The sequence below is a fragment of the Streptomyces sp. NPDC030862 genome (assembly GCF_055571835.1).
In genome coordinates this window covers 97629-112456 of record NZ_JBVIEN010000010.1, presented here as the reverse complement: position 1 = coordinate 112456, position 14828 = coordinate 97629, and the positions used below count along the sequence as shown (strand labels likewise).

The following is a 14828-nucleotide window of genomic DNA, read 5'->3' as shown; positions in this document are numbered from 1 at the left end:
CGTCCCGTTCGCGCCCCTGCGCCCCCGCCCGAGGAACTGACATCCTGGCTACGCGCATCCCCCTCGGTGACACCCGTTCCGGGGGGCGGCAAGGGGGCACGCGGAGCGGGGAGCACATCAGGCACGTACGGGGGACAAGGGGGAGGCAATGCCTCGTTGGAAGGCGCTACCGGAGGAGCTCGACCCACAGGTCAAGGAGTTCACCCATCAGCTGCGCCGGCTGGTGGACCGCAGCGGACTGAGCATCGCCGCGGTCTCGGACCGCACCGGTTACAGCAAGACGTCGTGGGAGCGCTATCTCAACGGGCGCCTGCTCGCGCCCAAGCGGGCGATCGTCGCCCTGGCCGAGGTCACCGGCACCAACCCGGTGCACCTGACCACCATGTGGGAGCTGGCGGAGCGGGCCTGGAGCCGCGCCGAGATGCGCCACGACATGACGATGGAAGCGATACGCATCTCCCAGGCGCGCGCCGCGCTCGGTGAGTTCGGCGGTGACGCCGGCCCCGGCGCCGACGGCTCGTCCCGTACGAAGACGGCGAAGCCGGCGCGGGAGGCGCAGGCGGCGACGTCCGCACAGGCGTCCCCGGGCGCCGACGGCGGCGCCGGGGGCGGCGCGGGCGCCGTCCGTCCGTCCGTCATACCGCCCGACGGAGGCCCCAACGGCCCCGCCCGGCGCGGCCCGGCGACCCGGCCCGCGCCCACGGACCAGGCGCCCGAGCCCGCACCCGCGCGGGCGCGCCGGCGGGGCGGCAAGAGCAAGGTGCCCATGGTCCTCGCGGGCGTGCTCGGCGTCCTGCTGGTGGCCGTCGGCGCCTATCTGGTCTCGGGCCTCGGCGGCGACGAGGACGGCCCGGGCGGCACACCCGTGGCGAAGTCGCCGTCCGCCTCGCCCAGCACCAGCGCGTCCGAGCCGGTGCCCGAGGGTGTCAAGTGCACCGGCGACGACTGCACGGGCCAGGACCCGGAGGCCATGGGCTGCGGCGGCCAGTACGCCACGACGGTCGCCTCCGCGACGGTCGGCACGGCGAAGGTCGAGGTCCGCTACAGCAAGACGTGCGGCGCCGCGTGGGCCCGGCTCACCCAGGCGAAGGCGGGCGACACCGTCCGGATCACGTCCGGCGACGCGACCCAGAACGGCGCCGTGAAGATCGACACGGACGCCTACACGCCGATGGTCGCGGCGGCCCAGGCCGCCGACGCGAAGGCGTGCGCCACACTGGCGACCGGCACCAAGGGCTGCACCACCGAGGAGTGAGCCCCAGGGGCGGTCGGGCCGCGGGTGATTCAGTGAGCCGCGACACAAGGGGGCGGGGGTTGAGGGGGGCCCGGGTCGGATAGCCTGACCGCTGGATATCTCTTCACGTCGAGACACCGATCGATCACCTGGTCGATCCACCGGCCGATCAGCCGGCCGGCTCAACGGAGAGGGGTGTCCAGCACCAGGGGCAGGGACCCCCACCGCCAGCTGTCTTACGGAGATCGCCATGACCCGCACTCCCGTGAATGTCACCGTGACCGGCGCGGCCGGCCAGATCGGTTACGCGCTGCTCTTCCGCATCGCCTCCGGCCATCTGCTCGGCGCGGACGTGCCGGTCAAGCTCCGCCTCCTGGAGATCCCGCAGGGCCTCAAGGCCGCCGAGGGCACCGCGATGGAGCTCGACGACTGCGCGTTCCCGCTGCTGCGCGGCATCGACATCACCGACGACCCGAACGTCGCCTTCGACGGCGCCAACGTCGCGCTGCTCGTCGGCGCCCGCCCGCGTACGAAGGGCATGGAGCGCGGCGACCTGCTGGAGGCCAACGGCGGCATCTTCAAGCCGCAGGGCAAGGCCATCAACGACCACGCCGCGGACGACATCAAGGTGCTCGTCGTCGGCAACCCGGCCAACACCAACGCGCTCATCGCGCAGGCCGCCGCCCCGGACGTACCGGCCGAGCGCTTCACCGCGATGACCCGCCTGGACCACAACCGCGCGCTGTCGCAGCTGGCGAAGAAGACCGGTTCCCAGGTCTCCGACATCAAGAAGCTGACGATCTGGGGCAACCACTCGGCCACCCAGTACCCGGACATCTTCCACGCCACCATCGGCGGCAAGAGCGCCGCCGAGGTCGTCAACGACGAGAAGTGGCTGGCCGACGACTTCATCCCGACCGTCGCCAAGCGCGGCGCCGCCATCATCGAGGCCCGTGGCGCCTCCTCGGCCGCCTCCGCCGCGAACGCCGCGATCGACCACGTGTACACGTGGGTGAACGGCACCGCCGAGGGCGACTGGACCTCCATGGCCATCCCGTCGGACGGCTCCTACGGCGTCCCGGAGGGCCTGATCTCCTCCTTCCCGGTCACCTGCAAGGACGGCGCGTACGAGATCGTCCAGGGCCTGGACATCAACGAGTTCTCGCGCTCGCGCATCGACGCGTCGGTGCAGGAGCTGGTGGAGGAGCGCGACGCGGTTCGCGGTCTCGGCCTGATCTGACCTCACGAGTCCGTACGCGTACGGATCTCACCGCCCCCGGTAGCCGACCGCTGCCGGGGGCGCGGTGTTTCCGCGCCACCCGCCGCGCCCGCCGCGCCCGCGCCGCCCACGTACGGCCGCCGCAGCCGCAGGAACGGCAGTTCGATGGCGTGGTACGTCACGAACGACACCGCCACCGTCAGCGGCAGCGCCACCAGCAGCGTCAGCAGGAACGCCTCGCCCACCGGGGGCAGGACGCCGGGGAACCAGGCGTACTCGCACAGCAGCGTCAGCACCATGAAGTGCGTCAGGTAGACCGAGAAGCTGACCTCCCCGAGCCGGGCCAGCCACCGTGACACCCGGCCCTGCCCGCCGCCGGCCCCGCCCTTCCCGCCCTCCCCGGCCGCCGCCACGTACGCGACGACCACCAGCGCCCACACGGCCCCCTCGGCGCCGCTCCACGCCAGCTTCAGCGGGCTGTCGGAGACGTACCCGTGGAGCTGGTTGTACGACCAGAGCGCCCCCAGTGCGAGGCTCAGCGCCCCCGGCGCCAGCCACCGGGCCGCCGCCCGCAGCCGCTCGCGGTGGTGCACGTACGCCCAGGCGGCCAGCATCCCCAGCAGGAACTGGTCGATGCGCCCCGCCAGGCCCAGGTAGAGCGCCGCCGTGTGCGGCGCGGGCGCCGGGCTGCTGAACCACACCAGCGCCCGCAGCAGGGACACGGCGGCCAGCAGGCGCAGCAGGGCGCCCGGTCCACGCTCCGTCAGGAGCCGGTTGAGCAGCGGGAAGACCAGGTAGAACTGCATCTCCACGCAGAGCGTCCAGAACACGCCCCCGTAGGGCAGGCTCGGCGTCGCGAACGTCAGGATCCGGAGCAGGTCCTGAAAGGTCGGCAGGGAGACGTGGGTCGCCAGGCCGAGGACGGCGATCACCAGGTACAGCGGGTAGACGCGCAGCAGCCGGTTGGTGAGGAAGCGGCCGTAGCGGATCGGGCGGCCGTGCGCGCCGACGGTGAAGATGAAGCCGGACAGCACCATGAAGAGCGCGACGCCCGTGTGGCCTTCGAAGACGAGGGTGGCGGCGGGGTTCGCCGAGTACAGCCAGTCGGTCCCGGCGACGAAGCGCGGCCGCCCCTCGATGCGCGCGCTCAGCAGCTGGCAGCCGTGGTAGAGCACCACGAGCACAGCGGCGACGGCCCGCAGGTGGTCGACGGGGGCGAGGTAGACGCGGTCGTCGCTGCTGCGCATGGACGCACCCTAGGTCGCCCCGGTCGTGGGGCCGGGGAGCGACGCTCCTTCCGGTCATCCATTCGGATCATTGCGTAAGTGCGATCGAATGTAGTACTTCTTATACATGAGCGAGCAGGTGCACAACAGGCTGGCGATGGTCCGGGCTGAGCGGAAGGTGTCGCGACAGGCCCTCGCGGAGGCCGTGGGCGTCCACTACCAGACCATCGGCTACATCGAGCGGGGGCAGTACAACCCCAGCCTCGACCTGGCGTTGAAGGTGGCCCGCTTCTTCCGGCTGCCGGTGGAGGCGCTGTTCTCGCTGGAGCCGTTCCAGCCGCTCACCAGTGAGATCTACGGGGAAAACGGGAGGAAGTAGTAACCATGAACACGACCACGACCACGACCACGACCACGCCCATGGCGGAGACCGTCACGCGCTACGACCGTCGGATGTACGCGCTCATGAACAGGCGTGAGGCGGCCGGGCTGTACGCCACGGCGGCGCGCCGGCGCGCGGTGGTGGGGGCGCACGTCCTGATCACGCTCGCCTCCATCGCCCTGTGGCTCCTCATGGTCCTGGACGGCGACGCCCTCTGGCCCGCCTTCGCCCTGCTCGCGCTGGTGCTGCCCTGGTGCGTCGCCACCGGCGCCATCAACGCCGCCACGCGGGGCCTGCTCGAACTGCGCGGCCGGATGCTCGACGAGCGCCAGCTCACCGAGCGTGACCGCGTGCGGGCGCTGGCGCACCGGATCACCACCGGGCTCCTGTTCCTCTCCGCCGCCGTCATGGGCGCCGTGACGTGGTTCGCCGACGTGCGGTTCGAGGGGCTCGCCTTCGCCGTGCTGTTCAGCGCGCTCGTCATCCACTGGGTGATGCCGCTGTGGGTGGCCGGACTGCGCGCGGAGGACGAGCCCGACCCGTACGGGGACCCCGTAGCCGAGTGAGCAAACCCACTTTCGCGGACTGATTCCGCATGCTTTCCGCCGCCCCGGGCAGGGTCACCGGTCGCCGACCACCGTCGGTGACGACCACCCGAGCAGGACAGGCACAACGGAAGGCAGAACGCGACCGTGGCGGAACAACAGACCATCCACGTGGGCGGAGAGTGGCGCTCGGCCACCTCCGGAGCCACCCGGGACATCCTCGACCCGGCCGACGCCACGACCCTCGCGGTCGTGGCGGAAGGCGGCACCGAGGACACGGACGCCGCCGTCGCCGCCGCCCGCACGGCATTCGACGGGGGCCGCGGCGCCTGGCCGCGCACCCCCGTCGCCGAGCGGGCCGCGCTGCTGCGCCGCGTCGCCGACCTGCTCGTGCGCGACCGCGAGAAGCTCGGCCTGCTGGAGAGCCGCGACGCCGGCAAGACCCTCGAAGAGGGCCGGATCGACGTCGACTGCGTCGCCGACGCCTTCCGCTACTACGCCGACCTCGTCACCGCCGAGAGCGGCGGCCGCGTCGTCGACGCCGGCTCGCCCGACGTCCACAGCGTCGTCGTCCACGAACCCGTCGGCGTGTGCGCGCTGATCACACCCTGGAACTACCCGCTGCTCCAGGCCAGCTGGAAGATCGCCCCGGCCCTCGCCGCGGGCAACACCTTCGTCGTCAAGCCCAGCGAGATCACCCCGCTCACCACCGTCGCCCTCATCGAGCTGCTGGTGGAGGCGGGCCTCCCGGCCGGTGTCGCCAACCTCGTCACCGGCCCGGGCGACCCCGTCGGCGCCCGCCTCGCCGAACACCCCGACGTCGACCTGGTGTCGTTCACCGGCGGCCTCGTCAGCGGTACGAAGGTGATGCGCGCCGCCGCCGACACCGTCAAGAAGGTCGCCCTCGAACTGGGCGGCAAGAACCCCAACGTCGTCTTCGCCGACGCCTGCGCGACCGACGAGGGCTTCGACACCGCCGTCGACCAGGCGCTCAACGCCGCCTTCATCCACAGCGGCCAGGTCTGCTCGGCCGGCTCCCGCCTCATCGTCGAGGAGTCCGTGCGCGAGCGTTTCGTCGCCGAACTCGCCCGCCGCGCCGAGCGGATCCGCATCGGCCGCGGCACCGACGAGGGCGTCGAGTGCGGCCCGCTCGTCTCCGCCCAGCAGCTCGCCCGCACCGAGGAGTACGTCGCCTCCGCCCTCGCCGAGGGCGCGGTCCTGCGCGCGGGCGGCGAACGCCCCGGCGGCCCCGAGCACGCGAGCGGCTACTTCTACCGCCCGACCGTCCTCGACCGGTGCCACCGCGCCATGCGCGTCGTACGCGAGGAGGTCTTCGGTCCCGTCCTGACCGTCGAGACCTTCCGTACGGAGGACGAGGCCGTCGCCCTCGCCAACGACACCGAGTACGGCCTCGCGGGCGGCGTCTGGACCGCCGACCCCGGCCGGGCGCGGCGCGTCGCCGGGCGGCTGCGCCACGGCACCGTCTGGATCAACGACTTCCACCCCTACCTGCCGCAGGCGGAGTGGGGCGGCTTCGGCAAGAGCGGCATCGGCCGTGAACTCGGCCCCTCCGGGCTCGCCGAGTACCGCGAGTCCAAGCACGTCTACCAGAACCTGGCCCCGCGCCCCGTGCGCTGGTTCGCGGGCTGACCGGCGGGAGAACCTTGTGAACACCGACACCCACGCGTACGACCACGAGTACGACTACGTCATCGTCGGCGGCGGGACCGCCGGTTCCGTGATCGCGCACCGCCTCACGGCCGACCCCGACGTCACGGTCGCCGTCATCGAGGGCGGCCCCAGCGACGTCGACCGCCCCGACGTCCTCACCCTGCGCCGCTGGATGGGCCTCCTCGGCGGCGACCTGGACTACGACTACCCCACCACCGAGCAGCCACGCGGCAATTCCCACATCCGGCACAGCCGCGCCCGCGTGCTGGGCGGCTGCTCCTCCCACAACACCCTCATCTCCTTCAAGCCGCTGCCGTCCGACTGGGACGAGTGGGAGGAGGCGGGTGCCGAGGGCTGGCACGCGGCCGCCATGGACCCGTACTACGACAAGCTCCTCAACAACATCGTGTCGGTCGACGAGAAGGACCGGAACGCCATCGCCCGCGACTTCGTCGACGCCGCTCAGGCCGCGCTCGGCGTCCCGCGCGTCGAGGGCTTCAACGAGAAGCCCTTCCACGAGGGCGTCGGCTTCTTCGACCTCGCCTACCACCCGGAGACCAACAAGCGCTCGTCGGCGTCGGTCGCGTACCTCCACCCGGTCATGGACGAGCGGCCCAATCTCCACCTGATGCTGGAGACCTGGGCGTACCGGCTGGAGCTCGACGGTACGACCGCACGCGGTGTCCACGTCCGTACGAAGGACGGCGAGGAGCGGCTCGTCACCGCCCGTCGCGAGGTCGTCGTCTGCGCCGGTGCCGTGGACACGCCCCGGCTGCTGCTGCACTCCGGCATCGGCCCCAAGGCCGACCTGGAGAAGCTGGGCATCCCGGTCGTGCACGACCTGCCGGGCGTCGGCGAGAACCTCCTCGACCACCCCGAGTCGGTCATCGTCTGGGAGACCCACGGGCCCATCCCCGAGAACTCCGCCATGGACAGCGACGCGGGGCTCTTCGTCCGCCGCGACCCGCAGTCGCCGGGTCCGGACCTGATGTTCCACTTCTACCAGATCCCCTTCACCGACAACCCCGAGCGCCTCGGCTACGAACGCCCCGCGCACGGCGTGTCGATGACGCCGAACATCCCCAAGCCGCGCAGCCGCGGGCGCCTCTACCTCACCAGCGCCGACCCCGAGGTCAAGCCGGCCCTCGACTTCCGCTACTTCACGGACGAGGACGACTACGACGGCCGCACCCTCGTCGACGGCATCCGCCTCGCGCGCGAGATCGCCAAGACCGAGCCGCTGGCCGGCTGGCTCAAGCGCGAGGTCTGCCCCGGGCCGGAGGTCACCGACGAGGAGGAGCTCAGCGCGTACGCCCGGCAGGTCGCGCACACCGTCTACCACCCGGCCGGCACCTGCCGCATGGGCGCCGAGGGCGACGAACTCGCCGTCGTCGCCCCCGACCTGAAGGTCCGGGGCCTGGACGGCATCCGGATCGCCGACGCGTCCGTCTTCCCGACCATCCCGGCCGTCAACCCGATGATCGGCGTGCTGATGGTCGGGGAGAAGGCCGCCGATCTGCTGCGAGGTGACGCCCGATGAGCACTCCTGCGAGTACCCCCGTCTTCTCCGTCCAGGGCCTGTGGAAGGTCTTCGGCCCCAAGGCCGACCGCATACCCGGCTCGCCCGAGCTGGCCGCCCTGCCCGCCGCCGAGCTGCGCGAGCGCACCGGCTGCACCGCCGCCGTCCGCGACGTCTCCTTCGACGTGCGCAAGGGCGAGGTCTTCGTCGTCATGGGCCTCTCCGGCTCCGGCAAGTCCACCCTCGTCCGCTGCCTGACCCGGCTCATCGAGCCGACCTCCGGCACCGTCGCCATCGACGGCGAGGACGTCACGGCCATGGACAAGAACCGGCTGCGCGAACTGCGCCGCCACCGCGCCGCCATGGTCTTCCAGCACTTCGGCCTGTTGCCGCACCGCACGGTGCTCGACAACGTCGCCTACGGCCTCGAGATCCAGGGCGTCGCGCGCGCCGAGCGCCGCGCCAAGGCCGCCGAGGTCGTCGCCAAGGTCGGCCTGGAGGGCATGGAGGACCGCACGCCCGCCCAGCTCTCCGGCGGACAGCAGCAGCGCGTGGGCCTCGCCCGCGCCCTCGCCGTCGACCCCGAGGTGCTGCTCTTCGACGAGCCGTTCAGCGCGCTGGACCCGCTCATCCGGCGCGACATGCAGGAGGAGGTGGTACGCCTCCACCGCGAGGAGGGCCGCACGATGGTCTTCATCACCCACGACCTGAACGAGGCGCTGCGCCTCGGCGACCGCATCGCCCTGATGCGCGACGGCCGCATCGTGCAGCTCGGCACGCCCGAGGAGATCGTCGGCGCGCCCGCCGACGCGTACGTCCGCGACTTCGTGCGCGATGTGCCGCGCGAGCAGGTGATGACGGTACGCACCGCCATGCGGCCGCCCTGCGACGCCGACGGCGCCACCGAGTCGGCGGCGGCCGTCGCCCCGGGCGCGACCGTCTCCGAGGCCATCGAGGCGGTCGCCCGCAGCGGCGGCCCGGTGCGGGTCGTCGACGGCGGCCGGTGGGTGGGGGTCGTGGACCACAAGGACCTGCTGTCGGTGGTGGCGGGAATCCCCACCGGCGAGGCGGCACCCACGAATGACCCCGCCGCCGGGCGGAAGGCGGCGGCATGACCGCAGCCGTCACCACCCCCGTCCACCGGACCGAGCGTGAGCGGCAGTCCCGGCTGCCGACCGCCGTGCGCCTCCTCCGCAGGTACTGGCCGCTGGCCGCCGCGCTCGTCGTCCTCCCGCTCGGCGCCGTCCTCGCGGGCGGCGGCAGCTGGCCCGCCGCGCTCGAAGTCGACCTCTCCGGCCCGCTCGGCTCGACCAGCGACTGGATCATCGACCACCGCGACAGCCACCCCCTGTTCCTCTACTTCTTCGGGCACATCAGCAACGCCGTCGTCCTCTCCGTGCGCGCCGTCTACCTCGTGCTGCTCGCCGCCGGATGGGCCGGTGTCACCGCCGCCGCGGGCGTCATCGCCTGGCGCGTCGCGGGCCTGCGCCTCGGGCTCACCGCCGTCGGCGCGTTCTCCGTGTGCGGGCTGCTCGGCATGTGGGTGCCCACCATGCAGACCCTCGCCCTGATGGTCGTCGCCGTGGCCGCGTCCGTCGCGCTCGGCGCGCTGCTCGGCCTCGCGGCCGGTCTTTCGGACCGTACGTACCGGGCGCTGCGGCCGGTGCTCGACACCATGCAGGTGCTGCCCGCGTTCGCGTACCTGCTCCCCGTCGTCCTCGTCTTCGGCATCGGCGTACCGGCGGCCGTCCTCGCGACCGTCGTCTACGCCGCCCCGCCCATGGCCCGCCTCACCGCGCTGGGCCTGCGCGGCGCCGACGCGGGGGTGTTGGAAGCCTCCGCCTCGCTCGGCGCGACCGGGCGGCAGCGGCTGTTCACCGCGCGCCTCCCGCTGGCGCGCAAGGAGCTGCTCCTCGGCGTCAACCAGTCGATCATGATGGCGCTGTCCATGGCGGTCATCGCCTCCGTCATCGGTGCCGGCGGCCTCGGCGACCGCGTCTACCAGGCGCTCGCCTCCGTCGACGTCGGTGCCGCGCTCGCCGCGGGCATCCCGATCGTGCTGCTGGCCGTGGTGATGGACCGTACGGCGACGGGCGCGCGTTCCAGGGCCGGCGGCCGCCGCGAGTGGGCCGCCTGCGCGGTGGGCGTGGTGGCCGCCGCCGTGACCGGCCGGCTGGCCGGCGGGCTCAGCTGGCCCGCGGCGTGGCACCTCGACATCGCGGGGCCGGTCAACCGGGCCGTCGACTGGATGACCGCCCACCTCTACTCGGGCGTCCCCGTCGTCGGCGGCACGGCCGACTGGGCGGGCCACTTCACCCACTGGGTGCTCGACCCCGTCCGCGACGGCCTCCAGGCCCTGCCCTGGTGGACCCTCCTGCTGCTGGTCGGCGTGCTGGCGCTGCTGGTCGGCACCTGGCGCACGGCGCTGACGGCCGTCACCGCGATGGCCGCCATCGGGGTGCTCGGCGTCTGGGACGCGTCCCTCGACACGCTGTCGCAGGTGCTCGCCGCCGTGGCGGTCACGCTCGTGCTGGGCTTCGTCGTCGCGGTCGCCGCCGCGCGCAGTGCGCGTGTCGAACGCTGTCTGCGCCCGGTCCTGGACGTCTTCCAGACGATGCCGCAGTTCGTCTACCTCATCCCGGTGGTGGCGCTCTTCGGCGTGGGCCGCGCCCCGGCGGTCGCCGCCGCCGTGGTGTACGCGCTGCCCGCCGTCGTCCGCATCACCACGCAGGGCCTGCGGGGCGTCGACCCGGTGGCGCTGGAGTCGGCGCGGTCGCTGGGCGCGACGGGCTGGCAGCAGCTGCGCCAGGTCCAGCTCCCGCTCGCGCGGCCCGCGCTGCTGCTGGCCGTGAACCAGGCCGTCGTGCTCGTCCTCGCCGTCGTCATCATCGGCGGCCTGGTGGGCGGCGGGGCGCTCGGTTACGACGTCGTCTTCGGCCTCGCGCAGGGCGACCTGGCGACCGGCCTGGTCGCGGGCGCGGCGATCGTATGCCTGGGCCTGATGCTCGACCGGGTGACCCAGCCGACCGGAAAGGAGGCCGGACATGCTGCGTAAGCGCGTGATGGCCCCCCTGATCGCCGCCCTGACCCTGCTGCCCCTGACGGCGTGCGGCGCGGCGGACATGACCAAGCAGGCGTCCCCGTACGCCGCCGCCCGGGGCGCGAAGACGGTCACGCTCTCCGTCCCCTCGTGGGTGGGCGCGCAGGCCAACGTCGCCGTCGCCAAGTACCTCCTCGAACACGAGCTGGGCTACCGCGTCGACACCGTCCAGATCGACGAGGTGCCGGCCTGGGACGCGCTCAGCCAGGGCCGGGTCGACGCCCTCATGGAGGACTGGGGCCACCCGGAGGAGGAGAAGCGGTACGTCGACGACAAGAAGACCGTCGTACGCGGCGGCGACCTCGGCGTGACCGGCCACATCGGCTGGTACGTCCCCACGTACTTCGCCGAGGCCCACCCGGACGTCACCGACTGGAAGAACCTGAACAAGTACGCCGACCAGCTGCGGACGGCGGAGAGCGGCGGCAAGGGCCAGCTGCTCGACGGCTCCCCGTCGTACGTCACGAACGACAAGGCGCTCGTGAAGAACCTCGGCCTGGACTACAAGGTCGTCTTCGCGGGCTCCGAGGCGGCGCAGATCACCCAGATCAAGCAGTTCGCCAAGGAGAAGAAGCCCTTCCTGACGTACTGGTACAAGCCGCAGTGGCTCTTCGAGAAGGTCCCGATGACGGAGGTGAAGCTGCCCCCGTACAAGGAGGGCTGCGACGCCGACCCGGAGAAGGTCGCCTGCGCGTACCCGCACACGCCGCTGCAGAAGTTCCTCAACGCCGACTTCGCCCGGAAGGGCGGGGAGGCGGCCGCCTTCCTGAAGAACTTCCGCTGGACGACGGAGGCGCAGAACGACGTCGCGCTGATGATCGCCGAGGAGAAGCTGTCGCCGGAGGAGGCCGCCGAGAAGTGGGTCAAGGCGAACGAGCCGACGTGGCGGGCGTGGCTTCCGTAACGCCGGTCACCGGCGGCGCACCTCGGCCATGAAGCAGCCGAACAGCACGGCCCGGATGTGGACCAGCGCCACCGCCGGGTCGGCGAACACCTCGCGCAGCGCGTGCTCCACCTCGCCGGCACGCTCCTGGGGAAGCTCCAGGAGCGTGCCCCCGAGGATGCGCCCGCCCGCGTCGTACGCCCGGAGCACCCGCAGCGCGCCGTGCATCTCCACCGGATAGCCCCCGCCCGGGGCCGGCCCCGCGCACTCCTCGGCGTGGACGAACACGGGCCCGCACTCGTCGTACGCCCCCGGCTCGGCCCCGCTCTCCACCGCCCAGCGCCGCAGGGGCGCGTACGCCACGCGCAGCAGCCGCTCCCCGGCCTCGCTGTGCCGCAGACAGCAGCGCAGCGGGGCCCCGCCCTCCGTGTCGGCGACGGCCTCGCGCGTGATCCCGACGTCATCCCGCGCGCGCAACTCCCGCAGGACGGCGGGTGGGATGGCGCGCACTTCGTAGGTGGTGGTCATGCCTCCAGCATCGGAGGCCCCGCCTCAGGACGCTGGCGGGAATCGGACGTCGCATGGCCGAGTGGAGCGGCCTTCAGCCTTCATCCGTCGACTGCGCCGCGGCTTCGTGGGCCGCGAGTTCCTCGGGGGTGCCCACGAAGGCGGGACCGCACCCGGCCGGCAGGCGCTCAACGACCATGGCGATCGCCTCCTGCGCTGTAGCCGCGGGACCCACCGTCTCACTGCGGAGGGGGCCGGAGACCCAGTAAGTGCCTCCGAGGACGGGCTGGATGTAGGGGATGTCCCAGGTCCACCGTTGCCCGGTGCAGCGGCTGAAGTGCAGTTCCCCCATCCCGGTCCAGGGGAACAGCCGGCGGAGGCGGGGTTCTGCGTACGCCGCTTCCAACAGTTGGGGCCGTACGCGCCCGTCGTCCCGTACTTTCTGCCAGCCCGCTTCGACGACTGCGTCGCCCGCTGCATCCCTGTTCACGGTCCCCATCATGCGGGGGGACGGCCGATCGGTCGCGGCGGGAACGCCGGACGCGAACTACCCAAACACGGGGGAAGGCCCGTACCCCAGCCCCTCGGTGAACGCAGCCCACGCGGTGGGCGCGACGCCGAGTATGGGGCCGTCGGGAGCCTTGGAGTCCCGTACGGCGACGGCGCCGGACACGTTGAGGGCGACCTCGACGCACTCGCCACCGGCGGTGCTATAGGACGACTTTACGAACTCGAAGCGGCTCACTTGTCTAGCTCTCCTCCATGACGCGCCTGATGAGCGACCGGGAGTCGGTCTGCGCGAGTGCCTGACGAGCGGCTCGGTCGAAAATGACCGCGTGGTGCGCAGCGTCCTGCTCGCTCTCCAGCCACAGGCTAGAGGAGGGTGTGTCGAGGTGAACCACTTCCATCGCGCCGGAGTCGGCGAACGACATGACGCTGAACGCGCCCGCCATCCCAGCGTGTGCACCGGCCAGGTACGGCAGTACCTGAAGCCGGAGGCGCTACCGGCCCCGGCTGGCTTCCGTACTGGCTGCCAGGCGCCGTGTGGCGCGGCTCGTACGGGACTTCCTCACTGGGGCTGCCCTTCGGGTCGCGGTGACAGACCCGAAGGGCGAGCGGTTGCCGACACCGCGAACGACCTGCGCTGAGCAGCAGTTCGGACGCGGGCTGATGATCGTCGAGTCCGTCGCGGCTCGGTGGGGCGTGGAGGAGCTCACGGTCGGCAAAACGGTGTGGGCGGAGCTGGTCTCGGTACCGGAGGGCTGAGGCTTGGCCCTCTGGGCGGGCCGACTGCGGTGGGTCGCGGTGCGGGCCGCCCTCGCTCCGAGTGTGGCGGTCTCCGTCGCCCCGTCAAGGGCGCTGCGCGTCGGCTGCGCCGATGGCCTTCGGCCACCCTTGACGGGCCGCCTCCACCCGCCTTTTCACACGCGGAGGGCGGCCCCGGGGGGCGGGCCCCGGCGCAGGTCTGTTTGTGGCGGGGCTGCGTTCCCGGGCGGCGGGTGTGTGGGTGGTGGTGCGCGGCATTGGAATGGGGCGGCCCGGGCCGGTTCGGCGACTGCTGCCCGGTGGCGGGCCGGGGCGCAGGCTGGTGGCCGGGGCTGGGGTCACGGCACCCATGGCCAAACGCCCCCCCGTACAGCCGCTCGGGCCGTACGGGGGGCGCTCTTTGCGCTCAGGCTCACCGGTCAGGGGTCATACCGACCAGCTGTCCTTGGGATCGTCTAGCCAGGCCCGGTGGCCCACGAAGCGGTGGCTGCAGCCTTCCCGCAGCCGACCCACGAGCAAGATCAAGGTCTATGGCTGGAGGTCGCGCTGGTACCAGGTGCCTGACTTGCCGCCGAGATCGGCCGGGGTGGCAGGGCCAACCGGGACGAACCCGGCCTTGGCCAAAACTTTCTGGGACGCGGCGTTGTCGTGGGAGGTGGCCGCCCGCAGTGTGCGCAGGCCGTGCCGCGCTGTCGCCATCCGGCACAGCTCCCGGACGGTCGCGGTCGCCACGCCGCGGCCGGCGACCCGCTCCGCGACCCGGTAGCCGAGTCTGGCAGTGCCGTCCTCCAAGTCGTACAGGTTGAACCTGCCGAGTACCGAGCCGTCCTCGGCGACGAGCACGTAGAAGGCGCAGATGCCGGCCTCCTGCTCGGCCAGCGAGGCGTTGTACCGGTCGGTGAACTGGTCGAAGAAGTCGTCGCCGCGGTCGGAGATCGAGGCAGCGAAGTAGGCGCGGTTCGCCAGCTCGAAGGCCAGGACCGCCGGGGCGTGGCCGGCATGCAGCGGCTTCAGCATGGGCATTGCCCGACCTTACCCAGATGGTCCGTTGAGGCCACCTGGTTTTGCAGACAGCTCCAAGACCAGGGCACATGACGATCTACGACTGGAGTCCTAGGCGCCCTGGTGGTCGCACCCACCGGGCAGAAGCGAGGTCCTGAACCCGGCCGCCCACGGGCCGCAGCCGCTGAGCCGACCCGGGACCCCCCATTCCGCTGCCGCGCAGCCAACCACACACCCGCCGCCCGGCGGCGCGCCTGCGCCGCCCACGCACGTC

16 protein-coding genes are annotated in these 14828 nt (G+C 72.4%); 10 read left to right on the top strand and 6 right to left on the bottom strand.

Features of this window, described 5'->3' with window-relative positions:
* Positions 1-148: 148 nt before the first annotated feature.
* Positions 149-1255: an XRE family transcriptional regulator gene (locus ACZ42X_RS26015; protein ID WP_468294712.1), complete on the top strand. Its 1107-nt coding sequence runs from the start codon at positions 149-151 to the stop codon at positions 1253-1255.
* A 229-nt stretch (positions 1256-1484) separates the two neighbouring features.
* Entirely contained in the window at positions 1485-2474 is a 990-nt protein-coding gene (locus ACZ42X_RS26010; protein WP_468294710.1) for a malate dehydrogenase, read from the top strand.
* Between the two features lie 2 nt (positions 2475-2476).
* Here ACZ42X_RS26010 and ACZ42X_RS26005 read toward each other — a convergent pair whose 3' ends face one another.
* Positions 2477-3700, bottom strand: a complete 1224-nt coding sequence (locus ACZ42X_RS26005) for an acyltransferase family protein (protein ID WP_468294707.1) — start codon at positions 3698-3700, stop codon at positions 2477-2479.
* 106 nt (positions 3701-3806) lie between these two features.
* Between ACZ42X_RS26005 and ACZ42X_RS26000 the strand changes: the two genes are divergently transcribed.
* From ACZ42X_RS26000 to ACZ42X_RS25970, 7 genes are all read left to right on the top strand, one after another.
* Positions 3807-4058, top strand: a complete 252-nt coding sequence (locus tag ACZ42X_RS26000) for a helix-turn-helix transcriptional regulator (RefSeq protein ID WP_468294704.1) — start codon at positions 3807-3809, stop codon at positions 4056-4058.
* Positions 4059-4063: 5 nt separating this feature from the next.
* Complete coding sequence (locus tag ACZ42X_RS25995) at positions 4064-4627, top strand: hypothetical protein (RefSeq protein ID WP_468294701.1); 564 nt, start codon at positions 4064-4066, stop codon at positions 4625-4627.
* A gap of 126 nt (positions 4628-4753) precedes the next feature.
* A complete protein-coding gene (locus ACZ42X_RS25990; protein ID WP_468294698.1) occupies positions 4754-6256 on the top strand; it encodes an aldehyde dehydrogenase family protein in 1503 nt (500 codons plus the stop codon).
* Positions 6257-6272: 16 nt separating this feature from the next.
* The gene (locus ACZ42X_RS25985) at positions 6273-7817 is read left to right on the top strand and encodes a GMC family oxidoreductase (protein WP_468294695.1); all 1545 of its coding nucleotides are present in this window, start codon (positions 6273-6275) and stop codon (positions 7815-7817) included.
* Positions 7814-8911: a quaternary amine ABC transporter ATP-binding protein gene (locus ACZ42X_RS25980; protein ID WP_468294692.1), complete on the top strand. Its 1098-nt coding sequence runs from the start codon at positions 7814-7816 to the stop codon at positions 8909-8911. Before ACZ42X_RS25985 ends, ACZ42X_RS25980 begins: the two co-directional genes overlap by 4 nt.
* Positions 8908-10851, top strand: a complete 1944-nt coding sequence (locus ACZ42X_RS25975) for an ABC transporter permease subunit (RefSeq protein WP_468294689.1) — start codon at positions 8908-8910, stop codon at positions 10849-10851. The genes ACZ42X_RS25980 and ACZ42X_RS25975 overlap by 4 nt, the downstream gene beginning before the upstream one ends.
* Entirely contained in the window at positions 10841-11800 is a 960-nt protein-coding gene (locus ACZ42X_RS25970) for an ABC transporter substrate-binding protein (RefSeq protein WP_468294686.1), read from the top strand. Before ACZ42X_RS25975 ends, ACZ42X_RS25970 begins: the two co-directional genes overlap by 11 nt.
* Positions 11801-11806: 6 nt before the next feature.
* On the opposite strand, the gene ACZ42X_RS25965 is transcribed toward ACZ42X_RS25970, so the two are convergent.
* From ACZ42X_RS25965 to ACZ42X_RS25950, 4 genes are all read right to left on the bottom strand, one after another.
* Positions 11807-12307, bottom strand: coding sequence for a DUF1203 domain-containing protein (locus ACZ42X_RS25965; protein WP_468294683.1), 501 nt, complete (start codon positions 12305-12307; stop codon positions 11807-11809).
* A gap of 73 nt (positions 12308-12380) precedes the next feature.
* Positions 12381-12785, bottom strand: coding sequence for a DUF6193 family natural product biosynthesis protein (locus tag ACZ42X_RS25960; RefSeq protein ID WP_468295208.1), 405 nt, complete (start codon positions 12783-12785; stop codon positions 12381-12383).
* A gap of 48 nt (positions 12786-12833) precedes the next feature.
* Positions 12834-13031 (bottom strand): DUF397 domain-containing protein, encoded by a 198-nt coding sequence (locus ACZ42X_RS25955; RefSeq protein ID WP_468294680.1) that lies wholly within the window; start codon positions 13029-13031, stop codon positions 12834-12836.
* 4 nt (positions 13032-13035) lie between these two features.
* Positions 13036-13239: a Scr1 family TA system antitoxin-like transcriptional regulator gene (locus tag ACZ42X_RS25950; protein WP_468294677.1), complete on the bottom strand. Its 204-nt coding sequence runs from the start codon at positions 13237-13239 to the stop codon at positions 13036-13038.
* Positions 13240-13381: 142 nt separating this feature from the next.
* Here ACZ42X_RS25950 and ACZ42X_RS25945 point away from each other — a divergent pair, with 142 nt between their 5' ends.
* Complete coding sequence (locus tag ACZ42X_RS25945; RefSeq protein WP_468294674.1) at positions 13382-13552, top strand: ATP-binding protein; 171 nt, start codon at positions 13382-13384, stop codon at positions 13550-13552.
* Positions 13553-14080: 528 nt separating this feature from the next.
* On the opposite strand, the gene ACZ42X_RS25940 is transcribed toward ACZ42X_RS25945, so the two are convergent.
* The gene (locus tag ACZ42X_RS25940; RefSeq protein WP_468294671.1) at positions 14081-14575 is read right to left on the bottom strand and encodes a GNAT family N-acetyltransferase; all 495 of its coding nucleotides are present in this window, start codon (positions 14573-14575) and stop codon (positions 14081-14083) included.
* Between the last annotated feature and the right edge of the window lie 253 nt (positions 14576-14828).